18 protein-coding genes are annotated in these 17,794 nt (G+C 73.5%); 7 read left to right on the forward strand and 11 right to left on the reverse strand.

The window, feature by feature from the left end:
* Window positions 1–65: 65 nt before the first annotated feature.
* Window positions 66–1,223: an MFS transporter gene (locus HD593_RS28050; protein ID WP_185105042.1), complete on the forward strand. Its 1,158-nt coding sequence runs from the start codon at window positions 66–68 to the stop codon at window positions 1,221–1,223.
* Here HD593_RS28050 and HD593_RS28055 read toward each other — a convergent pair.
* The 8 genes from HD593_RS28055 to HD593_RS28090 all read right to left on the reverse strand — a co-directional run bounded on the left by HD593_RS28055 (window position 1,195) and on the right by HD593_RS28090 (window position 10,263).
* The gene (locus HD593_RS28055; RefSeq protein ID WP_185105043.1) at window positions 1,195–2,358 is read right to left on the reverse strand and encodes an FAD-dependent monooxygenase; all 1,164 of its coding nucleotides are present in this window, start codon (window positions 2,356–2,358) and stop codon (window positions 1,195–1,197) included. The two genes, HD593_RS28050 and HD593_RS28055, sit on opposite strands and share 29 nt — an antisense overlap.
* A gap of 64 nt (window positions 2,359–2,422) precedes the next feature.
* Window positions 2,423–3,778, reverse strand: coding sequence for a glucose-6-phosphate dehydrogenase (locus HD593_RS28060; RefSeq protein ID WP_185105044.1), 1,356 nt, complete (start codon window positions 3,776–3,778; stop codon window positions 2,423–2,425).
* 34 nt (window positions 3,779–3,812) lie between these two features.
* Window positions 3,813–5,642: a glycoside hydrolase family 15 protein gene (locus HD593_RS28065; protein WP_185105045.1), complete on the reverse strand. Its 1,830-nt coding sequence runs from the start codon at window positions 5,640–5,642 to the stop codon at window positions 3,813–3,815.
* A 21-nt stretch (window positions 5,643–5,663) separates the two neighbouring features.
* A complete protein-coding gene (locus HD593_RS28070) occupies window positions 5,664–6,716 on the reverse strand; it encodes an NAD(P)-dependent alcohol dehydrogenase (RefSeq protein ID WP_185105046.1) in 1,053 nt (350 codons plus the stop codon).
* 82 nt (window positions 6,717–6,798) lie between these two features.
* Complete coding sequence (locus tag HD593_RS28075) at window positions 6,799–7,590, reverse strand: MerR family transcriptional regulator (RefSeq protein ID WP_185105047.1); 792 nt, start codon at window positions 7,588–7,590, stop codon at window positions 6,799–6,801.
* The gene (locus HD593_RS28080; protein ID WP_185105048.1) at window positions 7,587–8,708 is read right to left on the reverse strand and encodes a winged helix DNA-binding domain-containing protein; all 1,122 of its coding nucleotides are present in this window, start codon (window positions 8,706–8,708) and stop codon (window positions 7,587–7,589) included. Before HD593_RS28080 ends, HD593_RS28075 begins: the two co-directional genes overlap by 4 nt.
* 34 nt (window positions 8,709–8,742) lie before the next feature.
* Window positions 8,743–9,777 (reverse strand): aldo/keto reductase, encoded by a 1,035-nt coding sequence (locus HD593_RS28085; protein ID WP_185105049.1) that lies wholly within the window; start codon window positions 9,775–9,777, stop codon window positions 8,743–8,745.
* A gap of 63 nt (window positions 9,778–9,840) precedes the next feature.
* On the reverse strand, window positions 9,841–10,263 hold the full coding sequence (locus HD593_RS28090) for a VOC family protein (protein ID WP_185105050.1): 423 nt from the start codon (window positions 10,261–10,263) through the stop codon (window positions 9,841–9,843).
* Window positions 10,264–10,350: 87 nt separating this feature from the next.
* Between HD593_RS28090 and HD593_RS28095 the strand changes: the two genes are divergently transcribed.
* Both HD593_RS28095 and HD593_RS28100 read left to right on the forward strand, forming a co-directional pair.
* On the forward strand, window positions 10,351–11,319 hold the full coding sequence (locus tag HD593_RS28095) for a helix-turn-helix transcriptional regulator (RefSeq protein WP_185105051.1): 969 nt from the start codon (window positions 10,351–10,353) through the stop codon (window positions 11,317–11,319).
* 90 nt (window positions 11,320–11,409) lie between these two features.
* Window positions 11,410–12,198: an EamA family transporter gene (locus tag HD593_RS28100; protein ID WP_185105052.1), complete on the forward strand. Its 789-nt coding sequence runs from the start codon at window positions 11,410–11,412 to the stop codon at window positions 12,196–12,198.
* 27 nt (window positions 12,199–12,225) lie between these two features.
* Here the strand turns inward: HD593_RS28100 and HD593_RS28105 are convergent, their stop codons facing one another.
* On the reverse strand, window positions 12,226–13,047 hold the full coding sequence (locus tag HD593_RS28105) for an oxidoreductase (protein ID WP_185105053.1): 822 nt from the start codon (window positions 13,045–13,047) through the stop codon (window positions 12,226–12,228).
* A 156-nt stretch (window positions 13,048–13,203) separates the two neighbouring features.
* Here HD593_RS28105 and HD593_RS28110 point away from each other — a divergent pair, with 156 nt between their 5' ends.
* Window positions 13,204–13,911, forward strand: coding sequence for a GbsR/MarR family transcriptional regulator (locus HD593_RS28110; protein ID WP_185105054.1), 708 nt, complete (start codon window positions 13,204–13,206; stop codon window positions 13,909–13,911).
* 9 nt (window positions 13,912–13,920) lie between these two features.
* On the opposite strand, the gene HD593_RS28115 is transcribed toward HD593_RS28110, so the two are convergent.
* Both HD593_RS28115 and HD593_RS28120 read right to left on the reverse strand, forming a co-directional pair.
* A complete protein-coding gene (locus HD593_RS28115; protein WP_185105055.1) occupies window positions 13,921–14,247 on the reverse strand; it encodes a transcriptional regulator in 327 nt (108 codons plus the stop codon).
* A 1-nt stretch (window position 14,248) separates the two neighbouring features.
* Window positions 14,249–14,839: a hypothetical protein gene (locus tag HD593_RS28120; protein WP_185105056.1), complete on the reverse strand. Its 591-nt coding sequence runs from the start codon at window positions 14,837–14,839 to the stop codon at window positions 14,249–14,251.
* Window positions 14,840–15,000: 161 nt separating this feature from the next.
* On the opposite strand from HD593_RS28120, the gene trpB reads away from it, so the two are divergent.
* From trpB to HD593_RS28135, 3 genes are read left to right on the forward strand one after another with little or no spacing between them, the layout of a single operon-like run.
* Window positions 15,001–16,206 carry a tryptophan synthase subunit beta gene (gene trpB / locus HD593_RS28125; RefSeq protein ID WP_221525000.1) on the forward strand — a complete coding sequence of 402 codons (1,206 nt, stop codon included), beginning with the start codon at window positions 15,001–15,003 and terminating at the stop codon, window positions 16,204–16,206.
* Window positions 16,203–17,003, forward strand: a complete 801-nt coding sequence (trpA, locus tag HD593_RS28130) for a tryptophan synthase subunit alpha (RefSeq protein WP_312903770.1) — start codon at window positions 16,203–16,205, stop codon at window positions 17,001–17,003. Before trpB ends, trpA begins: the two co-directional genes overlap by 4 nt.
* Before the next feature lie 9 nt (window positions 17,004–17,012).
* Complete coding sequence (locus HD593_RS28135) at window positions 17,013–17,768, forward strand: GntR family transcriptional regulator (protein ID WP_185105057.1); 756 nt, start codon at window positions 17,013–17,015, stop codon at window positions 17,766–17,768.
* Window positions 17,769–17,794: the final 26 nt, after the last annotated feature.

Raw genomic sequence — 17,794 nt, forward strand, 5'->3', positions numbered from 1 at the left:
TAATGAAACCATTCTGGCCTAGCCTCCGATCAGTTGCAAAATGAAACCAATTGGGAGGTGTGCCGGTGAGCTGGAGGACGAGGCTGCTGCTGGCGGTGGTGTGCGGGGTGGCGGTGGCGAGCGTCTACGCCGGGCAGCCGGTGCTCGCTGCGATGGGCCGCGACCTGGGCGTTCCGGCCGGCTCGCTCGGCGGGTTCGTGGCCGCCGGCCAGCTCGGTTACCTGGCGGGGCTGGCGCTGCTGGTGCCGCTGGGCGACGTGCTGGACCGCAGGCGCCTGATCGCGGCGCACCTCGTCCTGGTGGCCGTGGGGGCGGCGGTCACCGCGGCGGCCCCGGCCGCCTGGGCGGCGTTCTGCGGGCTGGCCGTGGCGGGCGGGTTCGCGGTGGTGGTGCAGAGCGCCGTCGCGTTCACGGCGTCGATCTCGCCGGCCGCCGAGCGCGGGCGCAACCTCGGCATCGTGACGTCGGGGGTGGTGATCGGCATTCTCGGCTCGCGCGTCGTCGCGGGAGTCCTCGCCGGCCTGTGGGGATGGCGGAGCGTCTACCTGGCCCTGGCGGTCCTGGCCGCCGGGCTCGCGCTGCTCGCCCTGGCCCTGCTGCCCGCGGACGTCCGCCGCGACGCGGCACGGTACGGTCAGGCGCTCCGGTCCTTCGGCAGCCTGTTCGGCCGGCCGCTGTTCCTCGGCCGCGGGCTGATCGCGTTCTTCCTGTTCGCCTCGTTCGGCACCCTGTGGAGCGGGCTGGCGCTGCCGCTGGGTGGTGCGCCGTGGCACCTCAGCGAGGCGCAGATCGGGCTCTTCGGCGTCGCCGGGCTCGCCGGAGCGCTCGGCGCCGCGAGGTCGGGGCGCTGGGGTGACGCCGGGCACGCGCGCCGGGTCACCGGCATCGCGCTCGCGCTGCTGCTCGGCTCCTGGGCCGCGATCGGGCAGCTCCCGTGGTCGCTGACGCCGCTGGTCCTCGGCGTGGTCCTGCTCGACTTCGCCGTGCAGGCCGTGCACGTGAGCAACCAGCACGCGCTCACCAGCGCCTACCCCGGCCGCACCAGCACCGTCATCGGCGCGTACATGGTCTTCTACTCCCTGGGGTCCGCCCTGGGAGCGGCCGCGACCACGGCCCTGTTCGAGGCCGCCGGCTGGGCCGGTCCCACCGCGCTCGGCGCCGCGCTCGCGCTCGGCGCGCTCGCCACCTGGGCGTTCACAGCCGGGCGCTCACCCCGCGGATGAGCCGGCGCAGCATCCAGGTGCCCAGGCCGCCGGGCATGGCGACGGCGCCGCGCAGCGCCCACTCGTTCTGGGTGAGGAACGCGCGCGGCCCGCCGGTCGCGACCGCCTGGGTGGCCAGCGCCGAGGCCAGCGTCGCCGACCGGCGGCGGCTCCGCTCGTACGCGGCCAAGGCAGCGGTCAAGGCAGCGGCCGGATCCCGGCGGCCCGCGGCGGCCAGGGCGCGCAGCAGCGCCGAGACGTCCTCGAGCCCCTGCCCGGCCCCCTGCGCCAGCATGGGCGGCATGGCGTGCACCGCGTCACCGATCAGCACGCTCCGCCCGCGCCCCCACCGGAGCGGGGCACGGTGCCGGCGGTGCGGGAAGAGTCCGAGGTCCTCCTCCGTCAGCGCCTCCAGCAGTTCGGGGACGGGCGAGCCCCACGAGCCATACCGCTGCCTGAGTGCGGCGAGCGCGACGTGCCTGGGCTCGTGGACGTCGCCGGGGCGCAGGCGGAAGTCGATGAGCCACTGCACCGTGCCGTCGCCGGAGGGGTTCAGCCCGAAGTCGCCGTGGGGGCCGAGGAAGATCTGGGCGCGGGTGCCGGGGTCGAAGGGGGCCTTGATCAGGCCCTGCCAGGTGGCCGTGCCGGTCGGGCGCGCGGGCTGGGGGCCGAACAGGGCCGTACGGACCTGGGAGTTCACGCCGTCGGCCCCGATGAGCAGGTCACCGGTGTACTGGGTGCCGTCCTCGGTCTCGACGCGTACCGACCGGCCGTCGTCGTGCGCCTTCGCGAAGCGGGCGCCGAAGCGGAAGATGTCCTCCGGCAGCCCTTCGGCGAGCCGGTCGAGCAACACCCGGCGGGGCAGCGAGACGGCCGGGGCGCCGAAGTGGGCCGCCAGCCGTTCGAGGTCCATGACCATCACCCGGCGGCCCCGGGAGCTGCGGACCTCGATGGCCTCCAGGCGCTGCCCGGCCCCGTCCATCCGGACGCCGAGATCGTCCAGCACGGTCGTGCCGTTGTGCCAGATCAAGATCGCACATCCGGTCTCGCGTAAGGCCGGCGACCGCTCCAGCACGGTCACCTCGTGCCCGGCGGCGAGGAACCCCCTGGCCGCCGCCACCCCCGCGATGCCGGCTCCCACGATGAGCACGCGCATACCAGTCCCCTACAGCTAGTAGTACTACTACCTGTAGAGCATAGTCGGGCCCGGGTGCGGGGTGTCAGGCGCGGGCGTGCGAACCGGCCGGGTACTCGTCGAGCGGCACGAGATCCCTGGACCAGGCCGACATGACAGGTTCGAGCACCCGCCACGCCTCCTCGGCCTCGTCGCCCCTGATCGACAGGGCGGCGTTCCCCTCCAGGATGTCGAGCAGCAGCCGGCCGTAGGCGGGCAGGCCGGACTCGTCCATGCGGGCGCTCAGCGTGAGCGGAGCCAGGGTACGCGTGCCCGAGCCGATGCCGGTCAGGGCCAGCGTCATGGTCTCCGGTTCGAGCCCGAACCGCAGCACGTTCGGCTCGGCCCGGCCGCTGTGCCCGAAGGGCAGGTGGGGCACGGGACGGAAGCGCACCGCGACCTCCTTGCGGTCGTCGCCGAGCGCCTTGCCGCTGGAGAGCCGGAAGGTCGTGCCGGACCAGCGCCAGCTCTCCAGCTCCAGCTCCACCTCGGCGTACGTCTCGGTGCGGCGTCCCGGGTCCACGCCTTCCTCCTCGGCGTAGGCGGGCACGTCACGGTCGCCGATGCGGCCCGCCAGGTAGCGGGCGCGGCGGGTACGGCGTACGACGTCGTCGTCGGTGAGCGGCCGCACCGAGCGCAGCACGTCGATCTTCCGGTCGCGCAGGTCGCGCTCGCCGAGGCTGAGCGGCGGCTCCATGGCGACCAGGCAGAGCACCTGGAGCAGGTGGTTCTGCACCATGTCCTTGAGCGCCCCGGCACCGTCGTAGTAGCCCGCCCTGCCCTCCAGGGTGAGGGTCTCGTTCCAGACGATCTCCACCTCGGCGATGTGCGCGCTGTTCCAGAGCGGCTCCAGGACCCGGTTGGCCAGCCGGCTGCCCAGCACGTTCTGGACGGTCGTCATGGCCAGGAAGTGATCCACGCGGAACACCGCCTGCTCGGGCACGACCTCCGCCAGCAGCCGGTTCAGCTCCACCGCGCTGTTCAGGTCCTCCCCGAACGGCTTCTCCAGCACGATCCGGCTGCCCGGCGGCAGGCTCGCGGCGCCCAGGGCCGCGATGGTGCCGGGGAAGATCGCCGGCGGCAGGGCGAGGTAGACGGCGACAGGCCCGTCGCCCGCGACGAGCGGGGCGAGGTCGGCGGCGCTGGTGGCGTCCGCCTGCCGGTACCGGGCGGCGCCGGCGATCGCCTTCTTGACCTCGTGCCACTCCTCGGGGGCGTGCCGGTCGAGCTGGGCGCAGGCCCAGTGGCGGAACTCCTCCTCGGTCCAGTCCTGCCGGTCGGCGCAGGTCAGCTCGAAGCCGTCGCCGAGGTGACCGGCCGCGCGCAGGGCGGCCAGGGCCGGCAGCAGGTAGCGGGCGTTGAGGTCGCCGGTGGCGCCGAGGACGACGAGCCGGTCGATCATGCGGTGGCCCCCGCTCCCGATCGTGCCGGGTAGGTCATGGTGTGCTCCCCGCTCTCGCTCGTGCCAGGTTGACGCCGCTGGCGATGATCCCGATGTGGCTGAAGGCCTGCGGGAAGTTGCCCATGAAGGCGCCCGTGGCGGGGTCGATCTGTTCGGGCAGCAGGCCGAGCGGGCTGGCCCGGGCGCACAGCGACGTGTACAGGTCCTCGGCCCGATCCAGGTGTCCCAGCAGGATCAGGTTGTCGACCAGCCAGAAGCTGCACAGCACGAACGCGCCCTCGTCGCCGGGCAGCCCGTCGGGTGAGTGGTCGTGCAGGTAGCGGTAGAGCAGGCCGTCACCGGCCGACAGGCGCTCGGCGATGGCGGCGATGGTGGCCGCCATGCGCGGATGATCGGCCGGGACCACCTTGCGCAGCGGCAGGGCGAGCAGGCTGGCGTCCAGGGACCCGCCGCCGTCGAGGTGCTCGCTCAGGCAGCCCGCGCCCTCGTCCCAGGACTGGTCCAGGATGAGCCGGCGCAGCTTCTCCGCGGCGGCCCGCCACGTGGCGACCGGCCCGGACAGGTGCAGCCGCTCGCCGATCGCCGCCGCCCGGTCCAGGGCCACCTGGCACATCCCGGCCGAGTAGGTGAACACCCGGCCTTCGCTGCGTACCTCCCAGATGCCCTGGTCGGGCTGCTGCCAGGCGTACACGGCGGACTCGGCCAGCTCCGACAGGCCGGACCACAGGGGTGGCTGGAGCTCGCGGCCGGGCAGCAGCCACTGGTCGGCGCAGTCCAGCACCTCGCCGTAGACGTCGTGCTGGCGCTGGTCGGCGGCGCCGTTGCCCCATCGCACCGGAGCCGAGCCCCGGTAGCCCTCCAGGTCTGGGTCCTGGACCTCCTCCGGCACGAGGCTGCCGTCCAGCGTGTACATGATGCGCGGATGGCGGCTCTGCTCGAAGGCGTCGAGGACCCAGCCGAGGAACGCGTCGGCCTCCTCCTCGAAGCCGACCCGGCGCAGCGCGAACACCGCGTAGGCGGCGTCGCGGATCCAGGTGTAGCGGTAGTCCCAGTTGCGCACCCCGCCGATCGGCGCCGGCAGCGAGGACGTGGGCGCCGCGACCAGCGAGCCGTTGCCCCAGTCGTCGCAGAGTTTCAGCGTGATCACCGAGCGCCGGACCAGCGCTTCCTCCGGACCGCTGTAGCTGCACTGGCGCATCCAGCGCCGCCAGGCCTCGGCGGTCTGCCGCAACATCGCCTCGGGGTCGAACCGGTGGTGGCGGTGCACGCGCCCCCAGGACAGCACCAGGTCGAGCCGCTCGCCCTCCCGGAGCTCGTGCTCGCTGCGCAGGCCGCCCAGCGGGCGGTTGGCACGCAGGTGCAGCCGCAGGTCGGGCCGCCGGGAGGCGCCCACCTCCAGGCCGCTGGACAGGACGCGGGCCTGCCCGCCGCCGCGCGGCTCCAGCTCGGCCCGCAGGCGCACGGTCCCGGCCAGGACGGCCGCGGACCGGACCAGCTCGCGGCGGCCACCGCCCGCGTCGTCGCTGAGGACGGCGCCGGGGCGCAGGGCCAGCGCGTCGGTGATCCGGACCACGCCGGTCGGGCCGCGCAGCTCGGTGACCAGCACCGCGGTGTCCGGCTCGTAGTACTGCCTGGCCTCGCGCAGGTCGTCCACGGTCAGCGTGAAGTGGCCGCCGCGCTCATGGTCCAGCAGGCCGCACAGCAACGGATCGCTGTCGAAGCGGGGCAGGCACAGCCACGGGATCGAGCCGTCGAGGCCGACCAGCGCCGCCGTCGTGCCGTCGCCGATGAGACCCAGGTCCTCCAGCGGCAGGTAGCCCGCCTGCCGGCGGACCGGGCGGAAGGGCGGATCGAGATCGAGCATGCCTGGCGTTCTCCGTCACTGTCACGGGAAGGTGACCAGCACCTTCACCATGTCCTCGATCTTCTTGTCCGAGACCTCGAAGGCGCGCTCCATCTCCTCGAAGGGGAACGTGTGGGTGGTCATGGGCGTGGGATCCAGCCGCTCGCCCTGAAGGACGCGCAGCAGCCGCTCCATGCGCAGCCGGCCGCCGGGGCACAGGCCCGTCGTGATCGTCTTGTCGGCCATGCCGACGCCCCACTCGATCCGGGGGATGCGTACGAACTCGCCTTCCCCGTAGTAGCCGGTGTTGGACACCGTGCCACCCGGCCTGGTGATCTTGATGGCGGTCTGGAAGGTGGCGTCGGCGCCGAGGGCTTCGATGGCGGTGTCCACGCCCTGCTGCCCGGTCAGCTCGTGAACGCGCTCCACGACGTCCTCGGTGGTGAAGTCGACGATCTCGTCGGCGCCGTACTCGCGGGCGAGCCGCTGCCTGCTGGGCACCGATTCGACGCCGATGACCAGGCCGGCGCCGCGCAGCTTGGCGCCCGCGGTCGCCATGAGTCCCACCGGGCCCTGGGCGAGCACGGCCACGGTGCCGCCGATCGGGATGTTGCCGTTCTCCGCGCCCATGAAGCCGGTCGAGAGCATGTCGGCGCAGTAGACGGCCATCTCGTCGGGGACGCCGTCGGGGATCTTCGCCAGGTTCGCGTCGGCCTCGTTCACGTGGAAGTACTCGGCGAACACCCCGTCCTTGGAGTTGGCGAACTTGAACCCGCCGAGCGGGCCGCCGGACTGCGACGGGTGACCGTTCTGCGAGGCGAGGTCGCCCCAGTCGGGCGTGATGGCGCCCACCACGACCCGGTCGCCCGGGCGGAAGTCCCGCACCTGCTCGCCCACCTCGTGCACCACGCCGACACCCTCGTGGCCGAGCGTGAGGTTCTCCCGCGGCCCGATGCCGCCCTTGACGGTGTGGGAGTCGGAGGTGCAGATGAGCGCGGCGGTGGTCCTGACGACGGCGTCGAGCGGGCCCGGCCGCGGGACGGGTTTGTCCATGAACCCGACCCGGCCGATCTCCTTCATCACGAACGCTCGCATCGTGCCCCCCGACGGCCCCCCGCGCCCGGCGCCCCCGTAAACGCCGCGAACATGCCCAGCCCTACCCGGCTGACCTCGGCGTTTAACCTCGGCTCTGGCTCCGTGCCCCGTCGCCGCGGTCGGCGTTGGCCATGATGGCGTCGTGGACGTAGCGGGACAGGCCGGGCGCCATGTCGTCGTAGTTGCGCCCGATCCGCTGGTTGGCGAGGAAGGCTTTGGCGAGGGTGCGGTGGACCTCGTGGTCGCAGTCGTGGAAGCGCCGGTGCATGTGCAGCCGGTGCTCCTCGGCCAGGTCCATGACCGCGGGGTCGTCGGCGGGCACGCCGGCGGCCATGGCGTCGAGCAGCCGCCGGTGGATGTCGGCCTGCTCGTCGCGGATGCGCGCCCAGTCCTGCGCGGAGTATGCGGCCACCCGCCGCCGGCGCTGGTCCCACAGCTCCGAGCCGCCCCACTGGGCCTCCGCGCGGGCCGCGTTGTCCTCCAGGCGGGTGCTGCCGAAGATCTCCAGCCGCTCCTGCGGGGTGAGGGTGAGGCCGAGCCTGCGCGCGTCGAGCTCCTTGTCGATCGAGGCGACCATGGCCTGCTGCCGGTCGATCCGCGCCGTGAGCAGCTCGCGCTGCTCACGGAGCCGGTCGGCGTCGGTCCGGGCGGGATCGGCCAGGATCGCGCCGATGGTGTCGAGATCGAAGTCGAGCTCCCGGTAGAACAGGATGCGCTGCAACCGGCGCAGGTCGTCGCCGGAGTAGAGCCGGTAGCCGGCGGGGCTGCGCTCGCCGGGCTCCAGGAGGCCGATCTCGTCGTAGTGGTGGAGGGTGCGCACCGAGATCCCGGTCAGCTCGGCGATGGCACCGACGGTGTGCTCTAGCGAGGTCATGCCCTCACTGTGCCGCCTCCCGCCACGTGAGGGTCAAGCCGCACGCGGTCGCTGTCGCCGTCGGACAGGAACGACGCCAGCGCCCGCCCCTCCTCGGCCACCGCCTCCCGGTCGGCGCGGGACAGAGGACGCAGCGGGGCGACGGTCACGGCACCGTCCTCGACCGTCCAGGTCGCGCCGACCCGGCCGTCCACCAGGACCACGCGGGCGCCGGTGACCGACAGGCCGCGGTGGGCGTCGTCGATGATCCGGCTCCGGTCGTGGTAGCCGAGCACCGCGTTGTCGAACGCCGGCAGGAACCGTACCGGGGCGGGGACGCCGGGGTCGGGGCGCGGCGCGCCGGGAAGGTCGAGCAGCACCCGGCCGCGCTCGTCCCGGAACTCGACCAGCTCCTCGCGGACTGCGGACACCGCGGCGGGCAGCCCGGCCAGGCCGCACCAGGCACGCAGGTCGGCCGTGGCGGCCGGGCCGAACGCGGCCAGGTAGCGCCGTACCAGCTCCTGCCCCACCGGGTCGGAGCCGTCCGTGGCCGGCGGGTCGATCTCCCGCCCCAGCCAGGAGGCGAGCGGGAGGTTGCGCACCCCCGCCCTGACCCGCCACAGCCCGCGCGGCGGCAGCTGCGCCATCGGGACGAGCGCGGCGACCAGCATCTCGCCCAGCGCCCGCGGCCCCGGCTCCGGCCAGCGCGCGGCCACCGCCCGCGCGAGCTCGCTCATCGAGCGCGGCTCGCCGTCGGCCATCACCGCCCGGCCCGTCGCCGCGAGCTCGTCGAGGTCCACCCCGGCCAGCTCGCGCCGGTACGTGCCGAGCACGCGCCGGCGCAGCATGGCGTCGTGGCGGGCCCGCCAGGCGAGCGTGTCGGCGGCGGTGAGCAGGTGCACGGTGCGCCGCATCAGGTGCGTGCGCACCACCCCCCGCCGGGCCAGCAGCTCCGACAGCGCCGCCGGCTGGAACGCGCGCAGCCGCGACCAGAGCCCGGCGAACGGCTCCTGCGGCTCCTGCGCCTGCAGGCCGCACAGGTGCGCCACCGCGCCGGCCACCGGCAGGTCCGCGCGGTCGAGCAGCAGTTGCCGGGCGAGCGTCGCGCGGTTCAGCGCCCGGGTGCTGAGAACGGTCATCGTCTCACGCTGTCTCACGCTGTCTCACGCTGTCTCACGCCGCCGCGCGCTCGCCGGACGGCCGCCTGCGCAGCGCCGCCCGGGTGACGGCCGGCGGGTCGTAGGAGACGTCGAGCGGCCCGATGTCGCATCCCGGGGGCACGATCTCGTCGATCGCGTCGAGCAGGTCGTCGCCGAGCACGGTGCCGGCACCGGCCAGCAGGTCCTCCAGCTGCGCCATCGTACGCGGCCCGATGATCGCCGCGCTGACACCCGGGTGGGCCACCGTGAACGCCATCGCCAGGTGCGCCAGCGGGATTCCGGCCTCCCCGGCCAGCAGGGCGAGCCGTTCGACGGTGTCGAGCGTGCGCTGGTCCGTCATGTGCCTGGGCACCCAGGCCATCCGCCGCTCGGGGGCCTCGGCCGTGGCTCCCTTGCGGTAGCGGCCGCCGAGCAGGCCCATGCCGAGCGGGCCCCACACGAGCGTGCCCAGCCCGAAACGCTCGCAGACGGGCAGGACCTCGCGCTCGATGCCGCGGTTGAGCAGCGAGTACGGCGGCTGCTCGGTGCGGAAGCGCGCCAGGCCGCGGCGTTCGGCCACCCACTGGGCCTCGACGAGGTCCGAGGCGGGGAAGTTGGAGGTGCCGATGGCGCGCACCTTGCCGGCGGCCATCAGGTCGGTCAGCGCGGAGAGCGTCTCCTCGATGTCGGTCCGCGGGTCGGGGTGGTGGATCTGGTAGAGGTCGAGGTGGTCGGTCCCGAGGCGGCGCAGCGAGTGCTCGACCTCGGTGACGATCCAGCGCCTGGAGTTGCCGGCGCGGTTGGGGTCCTCCCCCATCGGGCCGTTGACCTTGGTCGCGAGGACCACGTCGTCGCGGCGGCCCTTGAGCGCCTTGCCGACGATCTCCTCGGTCTCGCTGGAGGAGTAGACGTCGGCGGTGTCGATGACGTTGATGCCGGCGTCGAGGGCCCGGTGGATGATCCGGACGCAGTCGTCGTGGTCGGGGTTGCCGACCCGGCCGAACATCATCGTGCCCAGGCAGTAGGGGCTCACCTGGATCCCGGTCCGGCCCAGGGGGCGCGTTCTCATGTCTGGTCGTTCCCTTCGGCAGGAGGAGCGTGGTGCGGGGCCCGCCCGCACCACGCCCGGGGCTCACGCGCTGTGGTCGCTCACGACGTCCAGGACCCAGATGACCCCGAAGCGGTCGGTGAGCATGCCGTAGAGCGGGGCCCACTGCGCGGGGCCCAGGGGCTGGGCGATGGTGGCTCCGTCGGAGAGCTTCTCCCAGTACGCGGCGATCTCCTCCGGGGTCTCGCCGCGGACCGACAGGAAGAACGCGTTCTCGCCCCGGTCCCACGGCGTTCCCGAGGGCACGTCGTAGGCCATCACGTGGAAGCCGTTCTCGGCGAGCACCTGGCCCCACATCACCTGGTCGGCGTCGGCGGGGTCCTGCACGTTCCCCGCGTCCTTGTAGGTGACGGCGGCGACGTGCCCGCCGAACACGGACTGGTAGAACTCCAGCGCGGCGCGGGCGTCGCCCCTGAAGTTCAGATGAGTAGTGGACTTAACGGACATCTGTGGCTCCTGTCATGTCGTTTCGAGCACCACAGTCGCAGGGGTAGCGGACAGGATGTGGCCTCTACTCCCGGGCACAATGGAAACATGCCGAAGACCTCAGCCCGGCTGCTGGCGCTGCTCTCGTTGCTCCAGACGCGCCGCGACTGGCCGGGAGCCCTGCTGGCCGACCGGCTGGACGTCAGCCCGCGCACCGTGCGCCGCGACGTCGACCGGCTGCGCGAGCTCGGCTACCCCATCGTGGCCTTCAAGGGGCCGGAGGGCGGATACCGGCTGGACGCCGGCTCGGAGCTGCCGCCGTTGCTGTTCGACGACGAGCAGGCCGTCGCCCTGGCCATCGCGCTGCAGGTGGCCGCCACCAGCGGCGCCGGCATCGAGGAGGCCGCGGCCCGCGCGCTGAGCACCGTCCGCCAGGTCATGCCCGCCCGGCTGCGCCACCGCATCGACACCCTGCGGGTCACCGCCGTCGAGCGGCCCGCGCCCCAGCCGGAACCGCAGGTGGGCGGCGACGTGCTCGTGGCGCTCAGCGCCGCCGTGCACGCCCGCGAGGTGCTGCGCTTCGGCTACGGCTCGCAGGAGGGCCCGCCGCGCCGGGTCGAGCCCCATCACCTCGTCACCTGGGGCGGGCGCTGGTACCTCGTGGCCTGGGACCTCGAACGTGAGGACTGGCGTACCTTCCGCGCCGACCGCATCGCGCCACGCACCCCGGCCGGGCCCCGCTTCGACCCGCGCGAGCTGCCGGGAGGCACGGTGGCCGCCTTCGTGGCCGGCCGCTTCCTCGGCTCCGACAGTTCGGGCGACTCCGGCGGCTGGCCCTGCCGTGGCGAGGTGATCCTCGCGCTGCCCGCCTCGGAGGTGTCGCCCTACGTCCGCGACGGGGTCGTGGAGGAGCTGGGGCCCGGCCGCTGCCGGCTCGTCCTGGGCTCGTGGTCGTGGACGGGGCTGGCCGCCACCATCGGCCGGTTCGACGCCGGCATCGAGGTGGTCGGGCCGCCCGAGCTCAGGGACGCCTTCGCCCGGCTGGCCCGCCGCTACGCCGAGGCCGCGGCCGGTTGAGCCCCCGCGCGACAATTCCGTTGCGCGCGGGAGGCCGGGCGTGTGACTGTCCTGCTGACCGGTCGTGACAGCGCAGGCAGGAGGGTGGGGATGAGGTACGCGGGGCTCGCGCTCGCGTTCGGGGCCTCGTCGTGCTTCGCGTTCTCCGGGCCGATGGCCAAGTACCTCGACGCCGCCGGGCTGACGCCGATCGAGGCGGTGTGGGCGCGGATGGCGGGCGCCGGGCTGCTGCTGGTGGCGGTGCTGGCGGTGGTCAGGCCGGGGGCGTTGCGGATCCGCCGCTCCAGGGTGCCGTTCGTCGGGCTGTACGCGGTCGTCGCGGTCGCCGGGCTCGGGATGGTCGCCGAGGTGTGGCAGGAGATCCGGCTGGACGTGCTGGGCCTGGCACTGGGGTTGCTGGCCGCGGCCTGCTCCGCCGGATATTTCCTGATGAACGATAGCTTCGACGACGATCTGGACCCCCTCGGGCTCATCGCCTGGGGCATGGCGGGGGCCGTCGTGGTGCTGACGCCGTTCGCGCGGCCCTGGGACCTGCCGTGGGAGGCGTTCACGGTGTCCGTCACGCCTTCCGCGGACGGCCTGGAGCTGCCCGTGGCGGTGGCGTACCTGTGGATGGTGGTGGTCGCGACCGTGGTCGCGTACATCCTCGGGGTCAGCGCCGTGCGGCGGCTGTCGGCCGCCGTCGGCGTCACCGTGGCGTCGCTGGGGGTCATCGGCGGGGCCGTGGTGGCGTGGGGGCTGGTCGGGGAGACGCTCGGCGGGTTCCAGATCGCGGGCGGGATGATCGTGCTGTCCGGCGCGCTCCTCGCCCAGACCGCCACCAGGTCGCGGACTCCGCCCGTCCCTCCGCTTCCGGACGTGTCCCCAGCCGCCAGGTGAGCCTCCCCCATCTCACGGCGGCCGGACCTACTGCATGGCGCTCGTGGCGAGCTTGTCGAACTCGCGGTCCGGCAGCGTCCTGTTGAGCTCCAGCAGCTTGTCGGCCAGCCAGCCGACCGCGTAACGCGTCTCGGGCCTGTCGGCCTCGACGGCCTCGCGGATGGTGGCGGCGACGACGCCCGGGGCGCTGCCCTGGGTGTCCTCGCCGAGCTGCGCCTCGGCCCGCACGGCCATGGCTTCTGCCATCGCCCCGTACGCGGTGCCGCCGGAGATCTCCCGCAGCTCCTGTGCCGTACGGTCCTCGAACTCGGTCCTGATGATGCCCGGCTGGATGATCACGACGTCGATGCCGAACGGCTCGACCTCCATGCGCAGCGAGTCGGAGTAGGCCTCCAGGGCGTGCTTGCCGGCGTAGTACCAGCAGCCGAGCGGCAGCGCGATCTCGCCACCGACGGAGGAGACGTTGACGATCGTGCCGGATCCCCGCTCGCGCATGTGCGGCAGGGCGAGCTGGATCAGCCGGGCGGGCGCGAAGACGTTGACCTCGAACTGGTCGCGTGCCAGGTCGAGCGGGATGTCCTCGGCCGCGCCGTGCAGGACGGTGCCGGCGTTGTTGACCAGGACGTCGAGGCGGCCCTGCTCCCCGACCACGGTGGCGATGACCCGTTCCAGGTCTTCCGGGCGGCGCGCGTCCAGCTCCAGGACGTGGCCGCCCGCGTCGCGGAGGCCGGCCATCCTGGGCACGCGGCGGGCGGCGCCGTAGACGATGTGGCCGGCGCGGATGAGCTCGAGTGCGGTGGCCTTGCCGATGCCGGCGGAGGCACCCGTGACGAGAACGACCTTCTGCATGATGATCTCCTCTTCGGTCAGGGCCGACGCTAGGGTCGTCTTCCGCGACGAGACAACTCGCAGAACTCGTATACGCAGGTAGAAGCCCCTAGATTGGTGCAATGAGCTTGTAGCTGAGTGCAACAGTGCTCGCCGGGTTCACCTGAGGAGGACCCCATGCCGGGAAGCCGGCTGACCGCCGAGGACCGCCGCCGGATCGCCGAGGGGCTGGCCGCGGGCCTGACGTACGCGGAGATCGCCCGACGGCTGGGCCGTTCCCGGTCCACGGTGACCCGCGAGATCGCCAGGAACGGCGGCCCGCACGGCTACCGGCCGGCGCGTGCCCAGCACGCGACGAACTGGCGCGCCCGCCGCCGCAGGCGCACCCCGCCCCCGGCCGTCCCGCACCCCGCCGGGAGCCGCGACGCCCGCACGGCCGGGGAGTTCGAGGAGCAGTTCGCCGCCATGATGGTCGAGACCGGGATGTCGCCCATGACGGCCAGGGTGTTCGCCGCGCTGATCATCAGCGAGAGCGGCAGCCTGACCGCCGCGGAGCTGGCCCAGCGGCTCCAGGTCAGCCCGGCGACGATCTCCAACGCGATCAGGTGGCTGGCGGGCAGGCGCATGGTCGCCGGGGAGCGCGAGGCGCGCCGGATGCGGTACTACGTCGACGCCGACGTCTGGTACCACACCTGGACGGCCAGCGCGAGGTCGATGGCGAACTGGGCCGACACCACCCGGCGCGGCGCCGAGCTCTTCGGCACCGACACGCCCACCGGCGACCGCCTCCGCATCACCAGCCAGTTCTTCGAGCTCCTCGGCCACGACATGGGCCAGGCGGCCGCGCACTGGCGCCAGGCCCTCTCCCTGCGGCGCCGGGGATGAGCCGCGCCGTCAGGGCTCGGTCGGGACCCAGGTGCGGGCGGCCTCGTGCAGGCGGATCAGCCGGTCCCAGTGCTCGGCGACGGTGGCGCGGCCGGGCTCGGTGAGGCTGACGACGGTGCGGGGACGGCGCTCGGCGGTCTTGTCGATCTTGACGATGCCGCCCTTCTCCAGCTTGGCCAGATGGCTGGACAGGTTGCCCTTGGACAGGCCGGTGACCCGCTGGAGGAAGAGGAAGTCGGCGCTCTCGCAGGCCGACAGCGCGCTGGTGATCGCCAGCCGGGAGGGGTCGTGCACCAGCCGGTCGATCTCCGTCATGCCCTCGAAGGGGGTGCCCACCTCATCCCTCCCCGCCTGCCGGTCGTGGGAGCGAGCGCACCAGCGTGCGGTGGTCGAGCAGTCCGTTGACGACGAGCAGCGCGCCGACGACCAGGAGCTGCCAGAGCGGCCCGGCGGAGGCGAAGGGGTGCTCTCCTGATGGGGTGAGCACGCCGAGCGGGGCCAGGGTGAGGGCCATGAGCGCCGCGGCTGAGATCGGGTAGTGCACGCGTCCGGGCCAGGGCGGCCCGCCCATCAGCACGAGCAGGACGGCGAAGAGCAGCCCGCCGGTGAGGTGCCCGGCCGTCCCGGTGACGTTGGCGGCGGTGACCACCACGAGCACGCCCACCAGCAGCACGGGGACGAGCCAGGCCTGAAATCGGTCGCGCCGCGGAACGACCGTGCCGAAGGCCGCTCGGTAGTAGCCGGCCACGGCGGTGAGCAGGACGGCGAGGAGCAGGACGGGGACGACAGGGTTCTCCCGGAGGCCGCCGAACGCGAGGGAGCCGAGGAAGAGGCCGAAGGCGGCCAGGTAGAGCCCCCGGCGGCGGGCGTGCTCGGCGGTGGACCTGCGGATGCGATCGAGGCGATCGAGTTCGTACGAGCTGACCATCGGATCCTTCCAGTTTGCAGTGCAGACCTTTCTTGGAGTCTAGGGTCCCGGCACAAGGTTTGCAATGCAGACCAAATGTCCCGGTGGCACTTCCAGCGCGCCCGTGCCACACTCACTGTTATAGAACTCTCTTAAGAGTTATAGAACGATTGGAGCATGGCATGCGCAACGTGCTGCCCTGGCGGGAGCCGGTCCAGCTGGACGGGACCATGGGCGAGCCCCTGGCGAGGGGCCGGTTCGGCGAGTACGGCGGACGCTACGCGCCGGAGTCCCTGGTGGAGGCGTGCCGCGAGGTGGACGAGGCGTTCCGGGAGGCGTGGGCGGATCCGGGGTTCCGCGGCGCGCTGGCGCGGCTGCTCGCCGTGCACGCCGGGCGGCCCACCCCGCTCACCCCGGCACTCCGGCTGTCGCAGGCGCTGGGCGTGCGGCTGTACCTCAAGCGCGAGGATCTCACCCACACCGGCTCCCACAAGATCAACAACGTGCTGGGCCAGGCCCTGCTCGCCACCCGGATGGGACGGCGCAGGCTGATCGCCGAGACGGGAGCGGGCCAGCACGGGGTGGCCACCGCGACCGCCGCCGCGCTGCTCGGCCTGGAGGCCACCGTGTTCATGGGCGAGCGCGACATCGAGCGGCAGGCCCTGAACGTCTTCCGGATGCGGATGCTGGGCGCCGAGGTCGTCCCGGTGACGTCGGGCAGCCGTACGCTCAAGGACGCCACCAGCGAGGCCATGCGGCACTGGGTGGGCGCGACCGGCGACTCCCACTACTGCATCGGCTCGGTCGTCGGGCCCGATCCGTACCCGTGGATGGTCAGGGAGTTCCAGCGGGTCATCGGCGAGGAGGCCCGCGCGCAGTGCGCCGCCGAGCTGCGGGCCGGGGTGCCGGACCACGTGGTCGCGTGCGTCGGTGGCGGCTCCAACGCGGCCGGCACGTTCGCCGGGTTCGCCGACACGCAGGCGCGCCTGGTCGGCGTCGAGGCGGAGGGCGGCGCCGGGGCGGCCCGCGGCCGGCTCGGCGTCCTGCACGGCTGCCGCTCGCTGTTCCTGCAGGACGGCGACGGGCAGATCACCGAGGCGCACTCCGTCGCCGCCGGGCTCGACTACCCGGGGGTCGGCCCGGAGCACGCCCACCTGCGCGACCTGGGCCGGGCCCGCTACGTCACGGTGACCGACGAGGAGGCGCTCGCCGCCGCGGTACGGCTGGCCCGCACCGAGGGCATCGTCCCGGCGCTCGAGTCGGCGCACGCCCTCGCCTGGGTGATCCGCGCGGCGGGCGACGGCGACCTGCCCGCGGGCTCGACGGTGCTGATGACGCTGTCCGGCCGGGGCGACAAGGACGTATCGACCTTCAAGGAGCTGCTGTGACGAACCCCACCCTGGCCGCCGGCGCGGTCGAACGCCACCTGCGCGCCCGCCGGGACACCGGCCGCGGCCTGCTCATGCCGTACATCACCGGGGGGATCACGCCCGGCTGGACGGACTACCTGCGGGCGTTCGCCGCCGCCGGGGCGGACGCGATCGAGGTCGGCCTGCCGTTCTCCGACCCCACGCTGGACGGCGTCACCATCCAGCAGGCCAGCCAGGCGGCCCTGGCCAGGGGCGCGAGCACCCGCGGCATCCTGGCCGACCTGTCCGGGCTGCCGGACCTGGGCGTGCCGCTGGTCGCCAGCACCTACTACAACCTGGTGCTGCACGACGGCCCCGCGGCGTTCTGCGCCGCGCTGCGCCGGGCCGGCGTCGACGGCCTGATCGTGCCCGACCTGCCGGTGCACGAGGCGGACGAGCTGACGGACGTGGCCGCGGCCGCCGGGATCGAGCCGGCCCTGCTGGCGTCCCCGGCGACGCCGCAGCCGAGGCTGGCGGAGATCTCGGACCGCAGCCGCGGCTTCGTCTACGCGGTGTCGCTGATGGGCACCACCGGCGAGCGGGCCGCCCTCGCCGCGTCGGCGGCGCAGCTCACCGAGCGGATCAGGCGCGTCACCGACCGGCCGATCTTGCTAGGATTTGGCATTTCCACCCCGGAGCAGGCCCGCGAGGCCCGCCGGCACGCCGACGGCGTGGTGGTCGGCGCCGCGGTCATGCGCCGGGTGCTCGACGGGGCCGGGCCGGACGACCTGCGGGTCTTCCTCACGACCCTGAGGCAGGCCCTAGACCAGGAGTGACCGACCACGATGAGCCCCGACGCCGGGCACGAGGCGAGATACCGCGCCATCGCCGCCGACCTCGCCGCGAAGATCCGGTCAGGGCACTACGCCCCCGGCGAGGCCCTGCCGCCGCAGCGGGAGCTGAGCGCCGCATACGGGGTGACGCTCATGACGCTGCGCCAGGCGTTGCGGGAGCTCAGCGACGAGCGGCTGATCGTGCAGCAGCCCGGCCGGGGCACGTTCGTCGCCCCGCCGCACCTGGCGTACCAGCTCGACTCGCTCCGCAGCCTGGTCGACGACCTGCGCAAGCAGGGCCACGACGTGCGTACCGCGGTGGCCGGGCGGGCGGTGCGCCGGGCCCCCGCCCAGGTCGCCGCGGAGCTGCGGCTGCGTCCCGGCGACAGCGCCCTGCGGCTGGAACGGGTGCGCGAGTTCGACGGGCGTCCCGCCGTGCACCAGGTGTCCTGGGTACGCCGGCCGGTGGCCGACCGGATCCGTGACCGGGACTTCACCGGCGTCTCCCTCTACACCGCCCTGGCCGACGCGGGGGTGACGGTAGCGAGGGCGTCTGAGGTGGTCAGGCCCGGCCTGCTCGACGCCGCCGCCGCCCGCCACCTCGGCGAGCCGCAGGGCAGCCCGGTGCTCATCAGCACTCGCATCACCTACACGCTCGACGCCACGCCCGTGGTGTCCGACCATGCCACCATCCTCGGCAGCATGATGGAGATCCGTACCGAACGCGCGGCCACCGGCCTCTCGCTCACCTGGGGCGCCACGAGCTGACCAGCCGGGGAAAACGCTTTGAGACG

This window comes from Nonomuraea rubra (assembly GCF_014207985.1).
Taxonomy (GTDB): domain Bacteria; phylum Actinomycetota; class Actinomycetes; order Streptosporangiales; family Streptosporangiaceae; genus Nonomuraea; species Nonomuraea rubra.